At 63.4% G+C, this 16,214-nt stretch carries 22 protein-coding genes and 4 pseudogenes; 17 read left to right on the forward strand and 9 right to left on the reverse strand.

The genetic code is table 11. The annotated features are described in order from the left end of the window. Window positions 1-5 precede the first annotated feature (5 nt). From IYY11_RS05975 to trbB, 3 genes are read right to left on the reverse strand one after another with little or no spacing between them, the layout of a single operon-like run. Window positions 6-287, reverse strand: a complete 282-nt coding sequence (locus tag IYY11_RS05975; RefSeq protein WP_150978936.1) for a VirB3 family type IV secretion system protein — start codon at window positions 285-287, stop codon at window positions 6-8. Further along, window positions 287-619: a TrbC/VirB2 family protein gene (locus tag IYY11_RS05980; protein WP_196402644.1), complete on the reverse strand. Its 333-nt coding sequence runs from the start codon at window positions 617-619 to the stop codon at window positions 287-289. Before IYY11_RS05980 ends, IYY11_RS05975 begins: the two co-directional genes overlap by 1 nt. Further along, a complete protein-coding gene (gene trbB / locus IYY11_RS05985) occupies window positions 616-1,599 on the reverse strand; it encodes a P-type conjugative transfer ATPase TrbB (RefSeq protein ID WP_196402643.1) in 984 nt (327 codons plus the stop codon). Before trbB ends, IYY11_RS05980 begins: the two co-directional genes overlap by 4 nt. Before the next feature lie 392 nt (window positions 1,600-1,991). Here trbB and IYY11_RS05990 point away from each other — a divergent pair, with 392 nt between their 5' ends. The 7 genes from IYY11_RS05990 (at window position 1,992) to IYY11_RS06020 (ending at window position 5,079) form a co-directional block, all read left to right on the forward strand. After that, a complete protein-coding gene (locus IYY11_RS05990) occupies window positions 1,992-2,474 on the forward strand; it encodes a helix-turn-helix domain-containing protein (RefSeq protein WP_196402642.1) in 483 nt (160 codons plus the stop codon). Further along, window positions 2,471-2,878 (forward strand): VOC family protein, encoded by a 408-nt coding sequence (locus tag IYY11_RS05995; RefSeq protein WP_196402641.1) that lies wholly within the window; start codon window positions 2,471-2,473, stop codon window positions 2,876-2,878. Before IYY11_RS05990 ends, IYY11_RS05995 begins: the two co-directional genes overlap by 4 nt. Window positions 2,879-2,919: 41 nt before the next feature. Beyond that, window positions 2,920-3,123 (forward strand): hypothetical protein, encoded by a 204-nt coding sequence (locus IYY11_RS06000; protein WP_196402640.1) that lies wholly within the window; start codon window positions 2,920-2,922, stop codon window positions 3,121-3,123. Window positions 3,124-3,231: 108 nt separating this feature from the next. Then, the gene (locus IYY11_RS06005; RefSeq protein WP_409455230.1) at window positions 3,232-3,552 is read left to right on the forward strand and encodes a DUF1801 domain-containing protein; all 321 of its coding nucleotides are present in this window, start codon (window positions 3,232-3,234) and stop codon (window positions 3,550-3,552) included. Between the two features lie 248 nt (window positions 3,553-3,800). After that, window positions 3,801-4,007, forward strand: coding sequence for a helix-turn-helix domain-containing protein (locus IYY11_RS23765; RefSeq protein WP_196402639.1), 207 nt, complete (start codon window positions 3,801-3,803; stop codon window positions 4,005-4,007). 107 nt (window positions 4,008-4,114) lie between these two features. Then, the gene (locus IYY11_RS06015) at window positions 4,115-4,501 is read left to right on the forward strand and encodes a VOC family protein (protein WP_196402638.1); all 387 of its coding nucleotides are present in this window, start codon (window positions 4,115-4,117) and stop codon (window positions 4,499-4,501) included. Then, window positions 4,498-5,079 (forward strand): hypothetical protein, encoded by a 582-nt coding sequence (locus IYY11_RS06020; RefSeq protein WP_196402637.1) that lies wholly within the window; start codon window positions 4,498-4,500, stop codon window positions 5,077-5,079. The genes IYY11_RS06015 and IYY11_RS06020 overlap by 4 nt, the downstream gene beginning before the upstream one ends. A 156-nt stretch (window positions 5,080-5,235) precedes the next feature. Here the strand turns inward: IYY11_RS06020 and IYY11_RS06025 are convergent. Then, window positions 5,236-5,607 (reverse strand): annotated as a pseudogene (locus tag IYY11_RS06025) (CopG family transcriptional regulator); the annotation flags it as partial. A 129-nt stretch (window positions 5,608-5,736) separates the two neighbouring features. Between IYY11_RS06025 and istA the strand changes: the two are divergent. Further along, entirely contained in the window at window positions 5,737-7,263 is a 1,527-nt protein-coding gene (gene istA, locus IYY11_RS06030; RefSeq protein WP_196402636.1) for an IS21 family transposase, read from the forward strand. Then, window positions 7,260-7,706 (forward strand): annotated as a pseudogene (locus IYY11_RS06035) (ATP-binding protein); the annotation flags it as partial. The gene istA and the pseudogene IYY11_RS06035, both read left to right, overlap by 4 nt. Here the strand turns inward: IYY11_RS06035 and IYY11_RS06040 are convergent. Then, window positions 7,665-8,333, reverse strand: a pseudogene (locus tag IYY11_RS06040) (ParB/RepB/Spo0J family partition protein); the annotation flags it as partial. The pseudogenes IYY11_RS06035 and IYY11_RS06040 sit on opposite strands and share 42 nt — an antisense overlap. 114 nt (window positions 8,334-8,447) lie before the next feature. Continuing rightward, the gene (locus tag IYY11_RS06045; protein ID WP_210331207.1) at window positions 8,448-8,912 is read right to left on the reverse strand and encodes a helix-turn-helix domain-containing protein; all 465 of its coding nucleotides are present in this window, start codon (window positions 8,910-8,912) and stop codon (window positions 8,448-8,450) included. A gap of 55 nt (window positions 8,913-8,967) precedes the next feature. Here IYY11_RS06045 and IYY11_RS06050 point away from each other — a divergent pair, with 55 nt between their 5' ends. From IYY11_RS06050 to IYY11_RS23770, 4 genes and pseudogenes are all read left to right on the forward strand, one after another. Continuing rightward, window positions 8,968-9,474 carry a nuclear transport factor 2 family protein gene (locus IYY11_RS06050; protein WP_196402635.1) on the forward strand — a complete coding sequence of 169 codons (507 nt, stop codon included), beginning with the start codon at window positions 8,968-8,970 and terminating at the stop codon, window positions 9,472-9,474. A 256-nt stretch (window positions 9,475-9,730) separates the two neighbouring features. Then, complete coding sequence (locus tag IYY11_RS06055) at window positions 9,731-10,093, forward strand: helix-turn-helix transcriptional regulator (RefSeq protein WP_196402634.1); 363 nt, start codon at window positions 9,731-9,733, stop codon at window positions 10,091-10,093. Then, the gene (locus tag IYY11_RS06060; RefSeq protein ID WP_246719586.1) at window positions 10,074-10,589 is read left to right on the forward strand and encodes an SRPBCC domain-containing protein; all 516 of its coding nucleotides are present in this window, start codon (window positions 10,074-10,076) and stop codon (window positions 10,587-10,589) included. The genes IYY11_RS06055 and IYY11_RS06060 overlap by 20 nt, the downstream gene beginning before the upstream one ends. Before the next feature lie 27 nt (window positions 10,590-10,616). Continuing rightward, window positions 10,617-10,826, forward strand: a pseudogene (locus tag IYY11_RS23770) (ISAzo13-like element transposase-related protein); the annotation flags it as partial. 69 nt (window positions 10,827-10,895) lie between these two features. On the opposite strand, the gene IYY11_RS06070 reads toward IYY11_RS23770, so the two are convergent. Further along, a complete protein-coding gene (locus tag IYY11_RS06070) occupies window positions 10,896-12,107 on the reverse strand; it encodes a DUF932 domain-containing protein (protein ID WP_196402633.1) in 1,212 nt (403 codons plus the stop codon). Between the two features lie 202 nt (window positions 12,108-12,309). Between IYY11_RS06070 and IYY11_RS06075 the strand changes: the two genes are divergently transcribed. The 4 genes from IYY11_RS06075 (at window position 12,310) to IYY11_RS06090 (ending at window position 15,262) form a co-directional block, all read left to right on the forward strand. Continuing rightward, window positions 12,310-12,600 carry a DUF1778 domain-containing protein gene (locus IYY11_RS06075; RefSeq protein ID WP_196402632.1) on the forward strand — a complete coding sequence of 97 codons (291 nt, stop codon included), beginning with the start codon at window positions 12,310-12,312 and terminating at the stop codon, window positions 12,598-12,600. Between the two features lie 6 nt (window positions 12,601-12,606). Further along, the gene (locus IYY11_RS06080) at window positions 12,607-13,116 is read left to right on the forward strand and encodes a GNAT family N-acetyltransferase (protein ID WP_196402631.1); all 510 of its coding nucleotides are present in this window, start codon (window positions 12,607-12,609) and stop codon (window positions 13,114-13,116) included. Window positions 13,117-13,291: 175 nt separating this feature from the next. Further along, window positions 13,292-13,531: a hypothetical protein gene (locus IYY11_RS06085; protein WP_246719585.1), complete on the forward strand. Its 240-nt coding sequence runs from the start codon at window positions 13,292-13,294 to the stop codon at window positions 13,529-13,531. Between the two features lie 15 nt (window positions 13,532-13,546). Next, complete coding sequence (locus IYY11_RS06090) at window positions 13,547-15,262, forward strand: recombinase family protein (protein WP_196402630.1); 1,716 nt, start codon at window positions 13,547-13,549, stop codon at window positions 15,260-15,262. 22 nt (window positions 15,263-15,284) lie between these two features. Here IYY11_RS06090 and IYY11_RS06095 read toward each other — a convergent pair whose 3' ends face one another. Then, window positions 15,285-15,983 carry an SMC-Scp complex subunit ScpB gene (locus IYY11_RS06095; protein ID WP_196402629.1) on the reverse strand — a complete coding sequence of 233 codons (699 nt, stop codon included), beginning with the start codon at window positions 15,981-15,983 and terminating at the stop codon, window positions 15,285-15,287. A 116-nt stretch (window positions 15,984-16,099) separates the two neighbouring features. Beyond that, window positions 16,100-16,214, reverse strand: a 115-nt coding sequence (locus tag IYY11_RS06100; protein ID WP_196402628.1) for a DUF1403 family protein, incomplete at its 5' end; no start/stop codon positions are given.

Genomic DNA, 16,214 nt, shown 5'->3' on the forward strand with positions numbered 1-16,214 from the left:
GGACCTCACGCGCTCAGATGGCCGGGAATGCGCAGATGCCGGCGCACCACGTCGACGAATTGCGGATCGCGCTTGGCCGCCCACACGGCCGCGAAATGCCCGATCGCCCAGAGCCCGAGGCCGACCAGCCAGAGGCGCAGGCCAAGGCCGAGCGCCGCCGCCAGCGTGCCGTTGAGGATCGCGATGGAGCGTGGCGCGCCGCCAAGCAGAATGTGCTCGGTGAGTGCGCGATGGACCGGGACGGCGTAGCCCGGCACTTCGCTGGCGCTGTCGATCAGGCTCGCCATCAGACGAGCGCTCCGCCGCCGAACGAGAAGAACGACAGGAAGAAGCTCGACGCGGCGAAGGCGATCGACAGGCCGAAGACGATCTGGATCAGCTTCCGCGCGCCGCCAGACGTATCGCCGAAGGCGAGTGTTAGACCCGTGATGATGATGATCATCACGGCGATGATCTTGGCCACAGGTCCCTCGATGGATTCGAGGATCGATTGCAGCGGCGCTTCCCACGGCATGGACGAACCGGATGCATGGGCGGCGGGCGCCAGCATCATGCTGACGATGGTGACGGACACGGCCGTCGCGATATGACTGCGAATACGCAAGGCATGGCGGATCATGTGAGGTCTCCTGAAGCGGGCTGAGTTGCGGGGATGACGCGGTAGTCGCCGTCCGACTGGAGGCCATCGACGCGGGCGAGTTCGGCGAGGCGGCGGCTTGCGCCGCGGCCACTGAGCACTGCGACGAGATCGATGGTCTCTGCGATCAGTGCGCGCGGGACGGTGACGACGGCTTCCTGGATGAGCTGCTCAAGGCGGCGCAGCGCGCCGAGCGCGGTGCCGGCGTGGATGGTGCCGATGCCGCCCGGGTGGCCCGTCCCCCAGGCCTTGAGCAAATCCAGCGCCTCGGCGCCGCGCACCTCGCCGATTGGAATGCGATCGGGGCGTAGGCGAAGCGAGGAGCGGACGAGATCGGATAGCGAGGCGACGCCGTCCTTGGTGCGCATGGCGACGAGGTTGGGCGCGGCGCATTGCAGCTCGCGCGTATCCTCGATCAGAACGACGCGGTCGGAGGTCTTCGACACCTCGGCGAGCAGCGCGTTGGTGAGCGTGGTCTTGCCGGTCGAGGTGCCGCCGGCGACGAGGATGTTGCGGCGATCCGCAACGGCGCGACGGAGCATCTCCGCCTGTTCGGCCGACATGATGTCGGCGGCGACGTAGTCAGCGAGCGTGAAGACGGCGACGGCCGGTTTGCGGATCGCGAACGCCGGAGCGGCGACGACGGGCGGCAGAAGGCCCTCGAACCGCTCTCCCGTCTCGGGAAGCTCCGCCGAAACGCGCGGTGAACCGGAATGGACCTCCGCGCCGACGCGGTGCGCGACCAGGCGGACGATGCGTTCGCCGTCCGCGGGCGACAGGCGCTCTCCGGTGTCGGAGAGTCCCTCGGACAGCCGGTCAATCCAGAGCCGCCCGTCGGGATTGAGCATCACCTCGACGATCGACGGGTCTTCCAGGAATCCGGCTATGGCGGGGCCGAGGGCCGTGCGCAACATGCTTGCGCCTCGCTGGATTGCCTCTGATTGCTGGTGAGAAACCGCCATGTCGTCCCCGTCTGTGCGGGACCGCAGACATGCGGCCCTGGATCGGGGATCAGTAGAAGAGGCAGAAGTCAGGGCATGACAACAAGCAGAATGGGGTCGTCGTGCTCTGGCGTACAAAGACAGGGAGACGGCGGAATTGACAAACCCCTGCGATGCCCGGCGCGGGCTGTTTCTCAGGTCGAGATGCCCCTCCAAGTTCTTTGGCTTTTTTCAGGAATGGCAGATCTTGAGCGACAATGCCGTCCGTCACACCAGGGTGCCCTGGGTGTTCATGGCGCGAACTCGCCGCACGAACTCAACGTATTGCAACCACAACTCGCCACCGAGACAGCAAACCCGAAGCCCGCTATGTGGTGCCACGATGGTCGCAACAGAGTTTGGCGGATTATCGTATGTCCAATCAGGAACCCGCGCTGTTGCGCCGACTATTGCGCGCGAAGGACCGCATGGACGCGGCCTCCGAAGAGGAATGGCCCGTCGAGCGGCTCGCAAGCGTTAGCGGCATATCCGAGGCGCACTTCGCGCGCTCATTCAAGGATGCCTTCGGGATCCCGCCGCATCGCTATCTGCTGACGCGTCGCATCGAACGCGCCAAGGCGCTGCTGCGCGACACCGACCAGCCGATCATCGACATCGCCTTCCAGACCGGCTGGTCGAGCCTCGGCACGTTCGGGCGCGTCTTCAAGGACATCACCGGCGACAGCCCCACCGAACTGCGCGCTCGCGAGCAGGCGACCGCTTATGCGCTCGAACAGGTTCCGCACTGCTTCGTCAGCGCCGCGTTTCGCCCCAACCTCAAGACCGCAGTTTCGGAGAAGCGTCGCCAGCAAGGCGGCGATAGAAAGGAGCCAGACGAAACGGAGGTTCCCAAATGACTGCAGGTATTGGCGTAATAGGTCTCTACGTCCACGATCAGGACGAAGCGCTCGACTTCTACATCAACAAGCTGGGCTTCGTGCCCCATGCGGACAATCGCAACGGCAATTACCGCTGGCTCACCGTGAAGCATCCGGATCAGCGCTCGTTCGAGTTGGGCCTCTTCCTGCCACAAGAGCCCGTGCTCGACGCCGCAACCGCGCAGACCATGCGCGAAATGGTGGCCAAGGGCGCCATGCCGCCTCTGGTGCTCGTCGTCGATGATTGCCGCGCCGCCTATGAGCGTATGCGCACCAAGGGCGTCGAGTTTACACAGGAGCCGATGGCTCGCTTCGGCGGCGTCGACGCCAACCTCCGCGATCCCTCTGGCAACGCCTGGAAGATGATCGAGGCACGCGCCTGATGTACGCCAAATTCATTCACACGCGGAGCAAGGAGGCCTCTGTGAGCAAGCTCATTCGCCAGTTTCACCGCTGGGTGTCGATGCTCTTTGTGCTGAGCGTCGTCGCCACGACCGTCGCGCTTGCGCGGCCGGACCCGATCCAGTGGATGGCCTATCTGCCGCTTTTCCCGCTCGCCCTGCTCGCGCTGAGCGGCATTTACATCTTCGTGGCGCCGTATTTGCCGAAGCGTCGCGCAGGAGCCTGAAACCTATGACGAAGAAACCTGTCCCTCGCACAGCCAAGGCGCCAATCTCATCGTCATCAGTGCGGGGCGATTGGCGCCCGCGAGACCCTCGACCGTATCCGCACGCTCATTCGCGAAGCCGATCCGGACGCGGTCGAAGAGGCGAAGTGGCCGAAAGCGGCCAACCCGGCCGGCGTGCCCACATGGTCGCACGACGGCATCATCTGCACGGGCGAAATCTACAAGGACAAGGTCAAGCTGACGTTCATGCATGGCGCCGCGCTCAAGGACCCTTCGCGGCTCTTCAACGCGGGCCTCGATGGCGGAACGCGGCGCGGCATCGACATCCACGAGGGCGATCACATTGGCGAGAGGGCATTTATGGCGCTCATCCGCGAGGCCACGGCGCTGAACACGGCAAAAAATGCGGCGAAGGGGAAGCGCAGCTGAACGCTCCGGAACTTTGCGCGGGTAGCGACCGGAATCGGCGATCTCCGGCGTAATGGGCCGGGCAGGCGGGAAGGGCAGATGTTGATCGACCCCGCCCTTCGCCACAATATGCCGACCTCGGCATCGATGGCCCATTTGAGCCAGGGTGCTGTCAAAAAAATCGCAACGGGGTCGTACGCAGCAGCTAGCGCGCATCATCATGCAATACAATTGTTGCATGATGATGCGCGTTTTGGTACAGGTCGCGCATGGACCTTGACGGTATTTTTGCTGCCCTCTCGGATGCTACGCGCCGTCGCATGCTTGACGAATTGTCGAAAACCGACGGTCAAACAATATTCGAATTGCACGTTCGGCTAACGCAATTGCACGGGGCAAGTCTTTCGCGGCAAGCCTTGTCGCGACACCTGTCCGTGCTTGAGGACGCCGGTCTCGTGCGTTCCGAATGGCGCTAGCGAAGCAAACACCACTTTCTCGATCGCGCGCCGCTGCGGCGCGCGTGGAAACTCTGGATGAGGCCCTTGGCCGAGTCCGACCCCAAAGCAAAAAGCGAGGCGCCGAAATGAAAATTGTCCTTACCAGCGTGCTTGTCGACGACCAGGAGAAGGCCCTGAAATTTTATCTGGACGTCCTCGGCTTCGCGCCAAAGGACGATATTCCGATGGGCGGCCACCGTTGGCTGACGATGGTGTCGGCCGGCGATTTGGACGGCGTGCAACTGCTTCTGGAGCCCGACGAACATCCGGCCGCAAAGCCATTCAAGGCGGCGCTCGTTGCGGACGGCATTCCCTGCGCATCCTTCGGCGTCGACGATGTGCAAGCGGAGTATGACCGCCTTTCCAAGCAGGGCGTGCGCTTCACGCAGCCGCCCACGGCGCTAGGGCCGGTCACAACGGCGGTGTTCTATGACACCTGCGGCAACCTCATCCAAATCGCGCAAAAGCATTGAGCGAGGCAGTCGTGAGCAAGGCAACAATTCCCGCTGAAGTGACCAGCGCCATCGCCAACCTCGCCTCCGGCGATCTTAGCACGCACGGCGAAGCCTACGAGTTTCTCTTGCTCGCGACGGAGGACAGCGCCAGATGGGCCGACGCCGCTTGCGCGGAAATCGCACCGCTCATGAAGCACAAGGACGGTCGCGTGCGCTCGATTGCGGGCCAGATGCTTTGTGCCCTCTCCCCCAACGCATCCAGGAAGACTGTTGCCGCCGCGCTGGATGATCTGATGGCGGCGACGCATGACAAAGCGTTCGTGACCGCGCGCCACGTTCTGCTCGCCCTGTGGCGCGTGGGAAAGGCGGACACCCAACTGCGTTCCAAACTCGTGAAGCGCCTGCGCGCGCGCTTTGTCGAGTCTTCCCGAGAGAAGAACAGCACGCTGATCCGCTATGACATCGCCTGTGTCCTTCGCCGCCTATTCGACGAAACGGGCGACGCCGCTGTGAAGTCGACAACTCTTGCGCTGATCGAGTTGGAACCGGACGCCAAGTACCGGAAGAAGTATGCTGGCGCGTGGAAGGGCGCGTGAGAATGGCGACCCTATCGGGCCTTGAAGATTGCGTAGGGCCGCGATCGGCGAATTCCTGCCTGATGGCGGTCCGATCATGCATGTCTGCAGCGAGGCCGTTTGCGGTCAAAAGCTGCTGTACGGAACTTAAACTGAGACACTGCTGCCGAGCGACGGTCATTCTGCGCCTTGGCCTCCGACGATATCATCGGAAATTTCCTCACGCACCTTCGGCCCCTTCGCGAGCCGCCGCCCGAGCGCGGCGACGAAGGCGTCGTAGCGCTCGCCCGCCTGCGCGCGCGCGGCTGCCTGGGCGGGCTCTGGCAAAGGCGGATTGGTGGCGAGCCAGTGGCGGACGAACACCGCGAGCATTTCCACGGAAATGCCGAGATCGCGTTCCATGCGCGTCATGCGCCGGTCGAGCTGATCCAACCGCTTGGTGGTCGCGGCTTCCTGGCGCTCGGCGGCGTCGGGCGACAGGAAGGAGGCGATCGCCGCTTCCGCGACCAGGGATCGCGATTGATCGCGGCGCGCGGCATAAGCGGCGAGCGTCTAAAGCGCGGGCGCAAAGTGTACCACTGAACCGGTTTTGATCTTCCGCTTTGATGGCGGGGCAAAAGTGTACCGGTCCTGATAGGCCGACTCGATGTCATCGACTGGCATTGAGAGGCCGAAAGGATGTTCACAGTGGAACTCTATGCCGCGATACGACGCGCAGTGATGGCGGAGGGGCTGAGCCGGCGGAAGGCGGCTAAGCGCTTTGGCGTTCACCGCAACACGATCACGAAGATGCTCCAGTATTCGGTTCCGCCGGGTTATCGGCGGCGCGAGCGGCCGGTATCGAAGAAGCTCGGGCCGTATATGGCTGGGATCGACAAGATCCTGGAGGGCGACCGGAGCGTTCACAAAAAACAGCGGCATACGGCGCAGCGGATTTTTGAACGGTTGCGGGACGAAGAGGGGTTTTCCGGCGGCTACACGATCGTTCGCGAGTATGTGGCGCGGGCGCTGTTGCGGTCGCGCGAGATGTTTATTCCGCTCAGCCATCGCCCAGGACAGGCGCAGGCGGATTTTTGCCAAGCGGACGCCTATATCGCGGGTAAGAAGGTCCGCTTTCATTACTATTGCGTGGATCTGCCACATTCGGACGGTTGCTTCGTCAAGGCCTATCCCGCCGAGACAGCGGAAGCCTTTTGCGATGGTCATGTCGCGGCGTTCGATTTTTTCGGCGGCGTGCCGCAATCGATTTTATACGACAACACTCGGCTCGCGGTGGCCAAGATCGTGAAGGGCGGAGAACGCCTGCGCTCGCAAATGTTCGCGGAACTCCAGAGCCATTACCCGTTCGAGGATCGCTTCGGCAGACCGGGCAAAGGCAATGACAAGGGCAAGGTCGAGGGGCTGGTCGGATATGTCCGGCGCAACTTCATGACGCCTCTGCCCGTAGCGGAGAGTTTCGACGCGCTCAACGTAAGGCTGCTCGACGCCTGCACGAAGCGGCGACAGGCAATCTTGCGCGGCCAGTCGATGAGGATTGGCGAACGCATGCAGGCGGACATATCCGCGTTCATGCCGTTGCCGCCGACCCCTTACGACGCTTGTCATAAGATTGCGACGCGCGTCTCGTCCATGTCGCAGGTGCGCTACCGCAACAACGATTACTCGGTTCCAACGCGCTATGGCCATCAAGAAGTTTTGGCGAAGGGTTACGTCGACAGAGTCGAGATTGTCTGTCGCGGCGAGACGGTCGCCGTGCACGCGCGCAGCTACGACAAGGCCGAGTTCATTTATAATCCGCTGCATTATCTCGCCTTGCTCGAACACAAGAGCAAGGCGCTCGATCAGGCCGCGCCGCTCGACGACTGGCGCCTCGCCGATTGCGTCTATCGTCTGCGGCGGTTGATGGAGGCGCGCATGGGAAACAGCGGGCGCCGCGAGTTCATCCAGGTGCTGCGATTGATGGAGGACTTCCATCAACATCTCGTCGAACAGGCCATCGCGGAGGCGCTGCGTCTTGGCGCAATCAGTTTTGACGCGGTGAAGATGCTCCTGCTCGCCAAATTGGAGAACCGGCCAGCCCGGCTCGATCTGACATTCTACCCCTATCTGCCAGTGGCGACGGTCGGCGCGACAGACCCCCGCGCCTATCTCGGGCTCGTCGCCAACGCAGCCGCTATCGAGCCAAGTGCACGAGTTTCGGCATGAGCGCCTCGCAGGAGTCGACCTCCCAAACGATCGTCGCGCCGCAGGTGCTGCTGGGCAATCATCTCAAGGCGCTGAAGCTTCCCACCTTCGCCCGCGAATATGAGAAAGTGGCGATGGAATCTGCGCAGGACCGCGCCGATTACCCGCGCTATTTGCTGCGTCTGTGCGAACTGGAGCGCATCGATCGCGAACGGCGCAACGTCGAGCGCCGCATTCGTTTGGCGCGCTTTACGCAGATCAAAAGCCTCGACACCTTCGACTTCGCGGCGCAGCCCTCGCTCAACAAGCCCCTGGTGCTGGAGCTGGCGCGGTGCGAATGGATCGAGAAGCGACAGAACTGCATCGCGCTCGGTCCATCCGGAACCGGCAAGACTCACGTCGCGCTCGCCCTCGGTCTTGCCGCCTGCCAGAAGGCATTTGGCGTCGCTTTCACGACCGCCGCCGATGACGTGCGGTTCCTTGGAGTAGGACTGACTCAGGCGCTCGAACACCTGTTCCTGGCGCTCGTGATCGCCGTTGACCGTGAACGCCATGAGCTGGTCCAGCGTCATGCCGTCATCGGCATAGACGTCGAGCAGCTTGGGCGAGACGGATGCGAGGCGCAGACGCTGCTTGACCACCGACACGGCGACGAAGAAGGCCGCGGCGATGTCCTCCTCGGACTGGCCCTTATCACGCAGCGCCAGAAACGCCCGGAACTGATCGAGCGGATGCAGCGGCGCGCGCTGGATGTTCTCGGCGAGACCGTCTTCCTCGGGAATGCCGTCCTCGCGCACGACGCAGGGCACGGGCGCGGTCTTGGCCAAGCGCTTCTGCTTGACCAGAAGTTCGAGCGCGCGGAAGCGGCGGCCGCCAGCCGGAATCTCGAACATGCCAGTCTCGACGCCTTCGGTATCGCGAACCGGCCGCACGGTGATGCTCTGCAGGAGCGTGCGCCGGGCGATGTCCTCGGCCAGTTCGTCGATCGAGATGCCGGCCTTGATCCGGCGGACATTGGACTGGCTCAGCACCAGTTTGTTGAACGGGATGTCCCGCGATGAGGACAGGACGATCTTCTGAACTCGGGTCATGGTCATTCTCCATGACGGGCGGCCGTAAGACTCTCTCTCGACCTCAACCCGTCACGAAGCGAGCGCAGCCCACTTCCTCTAGGAGGCTGAGGCCGCGCGATCGTAGACCTGCGCTCACGTGGCTTGGGCGAGCTTGCGCGCGATCACCGTGACGCCCGGGCCGGATTTGGCGCCGGGACGCGCCGCTCCCACCGTGGTCGCCGCGTCGATCTCTTCCCCGCATTGAGAACAGACGATGCTCGGGGCGAAGCGATGTCCGCAGGCAGTATGGACGAATTCGATCGCCGCTCCTCCGGGTGGAGCGCTCCAGCGGTCCCCCCACGCCGTCAACGCGACGAGGATCGGGACAAGCTCTTCACCCGCGGCGGTTAGCCGGTATTCGTAGCGGACGGGCCGACGCGAATAGACCTTGCGCGCGATGATTTTGTGCGTCGCCAGCATGGCGAGGCGGCGTGCCAGCAGATTGCGCGATATCCCGAGGTTCTCGACGACCTCGTCGAACCGGTGAAGCCCGAGGAACACATCTCGCAGGATCAGAGGAGTCCACCAGTCGCCGATCAGCTCCAGTGCCTGCGCCAAGGAGCGTCGCATGTTCTTGAAGCTCGTTCTCTGCACCGGCCCTCCTGACAGTTGAATGATTGAACTGACTATGTTAGGGCAAGTTCAATCACAGCCCTATGGGGGCGTCATGTACCACGCGATCGTCCGCAAGCGAGTCGAAGATCTGTTCTCGGCCGTCAGCAAGGGCGACGCTGCGCCGGTGCTCGAAGGATTGGCCCCGCGCTTCGAGCACATCTTTCTTGGCGACCACGCCCTCGGGGGCACACGCACAACGATCGAGAAAACAAAGCTCTGGTACGAGAGGCTTTACCGGTTGCTCCCGGATATCAGCTTCGAAGTACGCTCGATCCGGATTGCCGGCCCGCCGTGGAATACGCTTGTCGCCGCGGATTGGCTTGAGAGCAATTCCGGGACCGATGGCGTCCGCACGTCCACGCCTGGGGTCCATGTCGTCCGGATCGTCTGGGGCAAGATGCCCTCTATCGGCATTTATCCCGACACAGTTGGTCTCGTATCCACGCTTGCTAGGCTTTCACGTGCGGGCGTAGCGGAAGCAACCGCGCCGAAGATTGAGGATTAGCGCTAACTGCTCCTAGACATACTCCGCGACGTGCGGCCGAGAGCCTCTCTGTCGACCTCCAACCCGTCACGAAGCGAGCGCAGCCCTCTTCCTCCAGGAGGCTGCGGCGGCGCGGAATCGCCAGGGCCTGTGGATCGCCGAGTCGATCGAATCTGCATCGAAATGAGGTCGATTTGGGAGGAGGCGGCCGGCAACGCTGCGCGCGCTCGGCCTCCACTTGCATGCCCGCCAATCCGTGTGCTACATACTGAACCACATGGCTCAGTATTCCCAGACCCGTTTGGATGCCTCGTTCGCCGCGCTCTCGGACGCCACCCGACGCGGCGTTCTGGAGCACCTCGGACGTGCGGACGCTTCGATCACGGAGCTTGCCGAGAAGTTCCACATGACCCTTACGGGCATGAAGAAGCACGTCGGCGTCCTGGAGCAGGCGGGGCTCGTCGCCACGAAGAAGGTCGGGCGCGTGCGGACCTGCAAGCTCGGCCTACGCGGACTGGAGCAAGAGGCGGCCTGGATCGAGAGGCACCGCCAGCTCTGGGACGCACGCTTCGACGCGTTGGACAAAATTGTCGAGGAATTGAAACGGAAGGAGAAGGTCGATGGACGAAAGAAGAGATAGTGAGCCCACCCCCATGAAGAACCGCACGACGGTGGAACGTAAGTCCGAGCGTGAGCTCGTGGTTACGCGAAGCTTCAACGGCCCGGCGCGCCTCGTGTTCGAGGCGTGGACCAAGCCCGAGCTGTTCAGGCAGTGGTGGGTGCCGAAGTCGATGGGAATGTCCCTGCTTTCCTGCGAAATGGATGTTCGTGTCGGGGGCAGGTACCGTTTGGAGTTCGCACACGGGGACTCACAGTCGGCGTTCTTCGGCACGTACAAGGAAGTAACACCGCACTCGCGCCTCGTCTGGACCAATGAGGAAGATGAGAATGGGCAGGTCACGACGGTGACCTTCGCGGAAACAGGCGGCAAGACATTGCTGGTCATGCACGAGCTTTATCCCTCGAAGGAAGCTCTCGACGCCGCCGGCACCGGGGCGGCGGATGCGATGGGAGAGACGTTCGAGCAACTGGACGAGCTTCTCCTCACCCTGGGCGCGGGCGCGGGACCGTCATGAAGTCGTCGATCTCGCGGTCGGCGCGGACGCCCTCTGCGGACCTGCGAGACCGTCATCAACCTCATTGGCAATACGGCCAACCGAGGTGGTCTCGTCGTGCGCGTCCGACTCGATCGTCGGCGCTATCCCACTGGCAAGGATATCTCAAAGAAGGAACTGCGAGAACTGAAGGTCGAGTGCGGAGCGTTTCACGGCGAGTGGAACTACGTCATCAGATCGTGCCTGGAACAGCATTGACCGGTCGACTTCGCCGTTCCCGGGACCTAAAGGCGTGGAGCCGCGGACCCGGCTCCACGCCTCCCAGCACTAATGGACGCTGGAAAGGAGTTTCGCGGCTTTGCCCTCCAGTTCCAGCCGCGCATCCTGATGCGGCTTGGCGCGGGCGAGCGCTGTGACTCCCTGGACGAAATCGAAGATCGACTCCGGCGGCCGCCCTTCTTCCTCCAGCACGGTGGCGATGATCTTCTCGGTCTCCGGACGCGAGAAGCCGCGTTTGCGCAAGAAGCTCTCGCGATCCTCATCCTTGCGGGCAACTATCTGCTCGCGAGCGGCCCTGATCCCCGCCAGAAACGGCGCGGGCGATGACGTGGCGAAGCGTTCCAGCGCTGGCGCCGCCTGATGCGCGAAGCGGTGGCTGGCGAACTTGCTGTGGCGGATCGAGATCTCCTCGAAGCCTTCGGCGCCCCAGATATTGCGATTCATGCAGACGGCACGGAGATAGAAGGACGCCATGCCGAGCGTCTTGGAGCCCACCTCGCTGTTCCAGCAGTAGAAGCCGCGGAAGTAGAGATCGGGATCGCCGTTGGGGAGGCGGCCGGCTTCGATCGGATGTGCGTCGTCGACAAGGAAGAGGAAGACATCGCGATCGGAGGCGTAGAGGGTGGTGGTGTCTTTGGTCACCTCGACAAACGGGTTGTGCGTCATGCTCGACCAGTCGAGCAGGCCCGGCACCTTCCAGCGCGTATCGCCCGTACCTTCGCCGGCGATCTTCATGACCGCGGCGACCAGCTCATGGTCCCAGATGCGGCCATAGTCCGGGCCGGTGACAGCGCGCAGTTCAATCCGCCCGTCGTCCGCCTCCAGCGTCTTCACCAGCTCGGCTCGGTGCGAGAGCAGCCCGTGCTGCATGTTGATGCCGGCAAGCGGCGCGGGGAGCTGCCGCATGTAGCTGGCGGGCGCGCCGACCAAGCTGCACATCTGGCCGAATGACCAGTGCGTGGGAGCGATGGGTTCCTCGCGGCCGGGCACGATCAGGGCCAGGCGTTCGGCGTTATCGCGATTGGCCTCGACACGAAGGGTCCGGGTCTCGACGGTGCGGGCGGTGGCGCGGTCGGCGCGTGCGCGAACGGCGGCGTAGAGGGCGCTGAGCGACAGATAGCGCTCGTCGTCGGGCCGTGAGAACCATTCGGACGACACGCGCCCAATTCGTTCGCCGCGCGAGATGTCGACTTTATATCCGGTCGAAACCGGCGGTGGACCGAAGGCGTCCCGATCGGTGATGGTGCTTGTCTGGGTCATGGCAGAATCTCCATGACGGGCCGGCCGGGAGCCTCTCTCTCGACCTCAAACCCGTCACGGCGACAGCCGCGGCCCTCTCACTCTCAAACGTCGGCGGACCATGCCCGTAGCGGCGGCGGCGCGGTTGTCGGGCGACTTCCCGACAGAAACGAGTTGAAACGCACGGCATAATCCCGTACATTATGCACGAAGGAGATTTCTCATGCCAGCAACCTCAAATCGTCGGAAATCGGACCGCGAAATCAAACGCGAACGGATCGAACTGCGCGTCGGCGCCTCCGCCAAGGAGCTGATCCAACGGGCCATGGCCGTAACCGGCCTGACCGCGGGCGACCTTGCCTATGAGGGCGCACGCCGGGTGTTGGACGAGCACGAGCGCATGGTCCTGACCGGCGCGGATCGGGAGGTTTTCTTCCAAGCGTTGATGAATCCTCCTGAGCCATCCGAGAAGCTCATCGCCGCCCTTCGACGCCATCGCGATCTCATGGGCTGAAGAAAGTTGGCCATCACCTTCGAAGCTCTGGGCAAGCAGCACGACCGCTCGAAGTTCTCCTGCGGGCAGGCCGAACTGGACGACTGGTTCCGGCGTCGGGCGAGCCAGGACGAACGTCGCAACGTGGCGCGCGTGTTTATTGCTGTGGACTCGGATTTGGGCGTCGTGGGCTTCTACAGTCTCAGCGCGTTCAAGCTGGACCTCGACGATCTGCCGGAAGAAATCGCGCGCAAGCTGCCGCGCTATGACGACGGTGTCCCGGCTGCGCTGATCGGACGCTTGGCGCGTGACGCGCGCATGCGCGGCAAGGGCCTCGGCGATCTCCTGGTGGCGGATGCGGTGCGCCGCATCCTTGGCGCTGCCCAAGCGCTCGCGGTGCTCGCCATCGTGGTCGATGCCAAGGATGAGCGGGCCGCAACATTCTATGAAGGACTTGGCTTCCGTCGATTCCCATTGCGTCCGAACCGGCTGTTCCTGCTGGCGTCATCGGCGGTGACGGCATTGGAGAGGATGTAGCCGTGACGAATGCCCAAACATCTTTAGACGTGATGGCTTCATGGCGGCCCGCCGACAACGCGCCAGCGTTCGCCGCACGCGCCGATGGCTTGTCGCTGCCGCCGACCCTACGCATCGGACCATGGCGTGGAGTCGGATGGTTCCGCGCGAGCAAAGCTGGCGGCATGCTTGCAGGATGGCCAGCAGCCGCCAACGATCGCCACATCGCTTCGCCAGATTGTCCGCCGCGCCGGACGATCTCTTTGACTATGCGCAACCGCCGCGGCCTCGCGCCAAACCGCCTCAGACCGAGCCGTCGGCCATCTTGGTCACGGACGACTGGCCCGACATCGTGCCCATCACCGATGCGGAGCTGCGAGTCATGGAGGCGCACTTCGCCGATTTGCTCGACGGGATTTTCGGACCCAAGGCATGACGAAGAGATGTGCTCATGACCGGTCCTGTCCTCGTTGGTGATGAGGCGGTCCCGGTCGCCGGCGCTGCTCGCGCCGCCCTCTATTTGCGGGTCTCGACCGGGCGGCAGGCGGAGAGCGATCTGTCGATCCCCGATCAGCGCCGGCAGATTACGGCCTATTGCGTCGCCAAGGGCTGGGACGTCGCGGCTGAATTCGTTGAGACCGGCAACACCGCCACGGACGATCGCCGGCCGGCGTTTCAAGCGATGATCGACGCGGCGCTGGTGAAACCGCCGACCTTCACCGTCATCATCGTCCATTCCTTTTCGCGCTTCTTCCGCGACCAGTTCCAGTTCGAATTCTATGTCCGCAAGCTCGCCAAGAACGGCGTGCGGCTGATCTCGATCACGCAGGACCTCGGTGACGATCCGATGAGCGTGATGATGCGTCAGATCATGACGCTGTTCGACGAATACCAGTCGAAGGAGAACGCCAAGCACACCCTGCGCGCCATGAAGGAGAATGCGCGTCAGGGCTATTGGAACGGCGCACTGCCGCCGATTGGCTATCGCATCGTGGCCGCAGAGCAGCGCGGCGCGAAGATCAAGAAGAAGCTGGAAATCGATCCGATCCACGCTGACACGGTGCGCCTGATCTACCGACTTGCGCTAACCGGCGACGGCGACAGCGGCCCGATGGGCATTAAGTCGATCACGACGCATTTGAACGAGCGCAACATCCGCACCCGCGACGGCGGCCGCTGGGGCATCGCCTCGGTGCATCAGATCCTCACGCGCACGACTTATATCGGGCAGCATCGGTTCAATACGCGCGATCACAAAACGCGCACGGCAAAACCTAAGGCCGAGCATGCTGTCATGGACGTTCCGCCGATTATCACCGAAGTGGAGTTCGAGGCGGTCCAGGCGGCGTTGAAGGCGCGCAGTCCGAAATGGATGCCGCCGCGCGCGGTGAGCGGCCCGACTTTGCTGACCGGGATTTGCTTCTGCGCATCCTGTGGCGGTGCGATGACGCTACGGACCGGCAAGGGCAGCGCCGGCGGCATGTATCGCTACTACACCTGCTCGACGAAGGCGCGGCAGGGCGAGCGTGGGTGTCGCGGTCTGACAGTGCCCATGGACAAGCTCGATCGCGCCGTCGTCGATCACCTGGAGTGGCGGCTGCTCGATCCGGCGCGTTTGACGACGATGATGGATCAATTGCTTGAGCGACGTGAGGAATGGAATGAACGCCGTCGCGGGCACATCGCGGAGCTGCGCAAGCGCGCCGCCGAAGCGGAAGCGAAGTTGAAGCGTCTTTACGAAGCGATCGAGAACGGCGTGGTCGATATGGCCGACCCGTCGCTGAAAGCTCGCATTGCAGAACTCACCGCGGTGCGCGACCAAGCGCAGGCTGACGCGGAGCGCGCAACTTCAGCGGTGGAGCGACTCGGGCCGGCGATCACGTCGGACAGTTTGCGGCGGTTCGCGCTCGCCGCTCGCCGCAAGCTGCGGAACGAAGATGGAACCTATCGGCGGGACCATTTGCGTGCGCTCGCGCAACGCGTCGAGGTCGTCGACCCGAGCGAAATTCGCATCCTCGGGACGAAAACCGAACTGCTACGGACACTTGTCGCCGCTGCGGGCGTAGAATCGGCGGCTGCTGGCGTTCGCAGTTTTATACCGAAGTGGCGCGCCCAAGGGGATTCGAACCCCTGTTTTCGCCGTGAAAGGGCGGCGAGCAGACAGTGAGTAGCGGAACTCCCCTCACCGATCATTCCCAATGCTCTCCGGCTTCGTTCGCCGCATTGAGATCCTCCTCTCCCGCGAAAAGAACGGCGTCGAGATCGGCCTCGGGTCTCGGCGGCTCCAAGAGTCCTTCGTCTTCGAGCCTTTCGACGTCGGGAAGCTCGCGCAGCGTGGCGAGGCCGAAGACCTCCAGGAATTTCTTGGTCGTCACATAGGCGAAAGGCGCGCCGGGCTCCGGCGCGCGCAACGCCCCGTCGATCAGGCCATGGCGCTTGAGCGCGCCGATAACGTCGCGGCTGATCTCTTTGCCGGCGACCCGCGAGAGTTCGGCGCGGGTGGCGGGTTGCAGATAGGCGATCGCGGTCACGGCCAGGATCTCGGTCGGCGTCAATTCGGTGGCGCCGGCGTCGCGCAGATCGCCGCCGCCCGCCGTGCGGATCGCCGGCGCGAAGCGCGGCTTGGTGCGCAGTTGATAGCCGCCAGCGACATAAACGAGGTCGTATGGCCTTGCGCGCAAATCGTCGCGGATGTCGGCAATCAGCTCGTCGAGGTTGCAGGTCGAGCCGACGACCCGTGCGAGCGCCTCGCGCGGTACGGGGCTTGGCGCGGCGAAAATGACGGCTTCGACGCGCCCCATCCACTCGCGCCAGCGCACGGCTTCCGGTAACTCCATGAGCACGGGATCAAACGAGTCGTGCAGCTCGTTATTTTGGGGGCGGCCCATGTTTGCGCCTCTTCTTGCCGCGTTTGCTTCATCGGAGCCGCTTGCACTTTGCTCGACAACAATTTTCAAAACGCGTTTCCCGCGCCGAACCGGCATCCACTTCGGCTGGAAACGCTTCAGAGCCCATAAAGCCGGAAGCTCGATCGCCCCGACAGTTCGTGCACCGCGTCAAGTTCAATGAGCCGATCGAAAAGACGCCGCGCGCCGCGGTCCGAGAGCCCTGCCGTTTTC

It is taken from the genome of Methylocystis sp. H62 (assembly GCF_015709515.1).
GTDB lineage: Bacteria > Pseudomonadota > Alphaproteobacteria > Rhizobiales > Beijerinckiaceae > Methylocystis.

Bases quoted from the DNA above. Each gene is read 5' to 3' on its own strand.
- IYY11_RS05975 (WP_150978936.1), bottom strand. From the start codon at position 287: ATGGCGAGCCTGATCGACAGCGCCAGCGAAGTGCCGGGCTACGCCGTC.
- IYY11_RS05980 (WP_196402644.1), bottom strand. From the start codon at position 619: ATGATCCGCCATGCCTTGCGTATTCGCAGTCATATCGCGACGGCCGTG.
- trbB (WP_196402643.1), bottom strand. From the start codon at position 1,599: ATGGCGGTTTCTCACCAGCAATCAGAGGCAATCCAGCGAGGCGCAAGC.
- IYY11_RS05990 (WP_196402642.1), top strand. From the start codon at position 1,992: ATGTCCAATCAGGAACCCGCGCTGTTGCGCCGACTATTGCGCGCGAAG.
- IYY11_RS05995 (WP_196402641.1), top strand. From the start codon at position 2,471: ATGACTGCAGGTATTGGCGTAATAGGTCTCTACGTCCACGATCAGGAC.
- IYY11_RS23765 (WP_196402639.1), top strand. From the start codon at position 3,801: ATGGACCTTGACGGTATTTTTGCTGCCCTCTCGGATGCTACGCGCCGT.
- IYY11_RS06015 (WP_196402638.1), top strand. From the start codon at position 4,115: ATGAAAATTGTCCTTACCAGCGTGCTTGTCGACGACCAGGAGAAGGCC.
- istA (WP_196402636.1), top strand. From the start codon at position 5,737: ATGTTCACAGTGGAACTCTATGCCGCGATACGACGCGCAGTGATGGCG.
- IYY11_RS06050 (WP_196402635.1), top strand. From the start codon at position 8,968: ATGATTGAACTGACTATGTTAGGGCAAGTTCAATCACAGCCCTATGGG.
- IYY11_RS06055 (WP_196402634.1), top strand. From the start codon at position 9,731: ATGGCTCAGTATTCCCAGACCCGTTTGGATGCCTCGTTCGCCGCGCTC.
- IYY11_RS06060 (WP_246719586.1), top strand. From the start codon at position 10,074: ATGGACGAAAGAAGAGATAGTGAGCCCACCCCCATGAAGAACCGCACG.
- IYY11_RS06070 (WP_196402633.1), bottom strand. From the start codon at position 12,107: ATGACCCAGACAAGCACCATCACCGATCGGGACGCCTTCGGTCCACCG.
- IYY11_RS06075 (WP_196402632.1), top strand. From the start codon at position 12,310: ATGCCAGCAACCTCAAATCGTCGGAAATCGGACCGCGAAATCAAACGC.
- IYY11_RS06085 (WP_246719585.1), top strand. From the start codon at position 13,292: ATGGCCAGCAGCCGCCAACGATCGCCACATCGCTTCGCCAGATTGTCC.
- IYY11_RS06090 (WP_196402630.1), top strand. From the start codon at position 13,547: ATGACCGGTCCTGTCCTCGTTGGTGATGAGGCGGTCCCGGTCGCCGGC.
- IYY11_RS06095 (WP_196402629.1), bottom strand. From the start codon at position 15,983: ATGGGCCGCCCCCAAAATAACGAGCTGCACGACTCGTTTGATCCCGTG.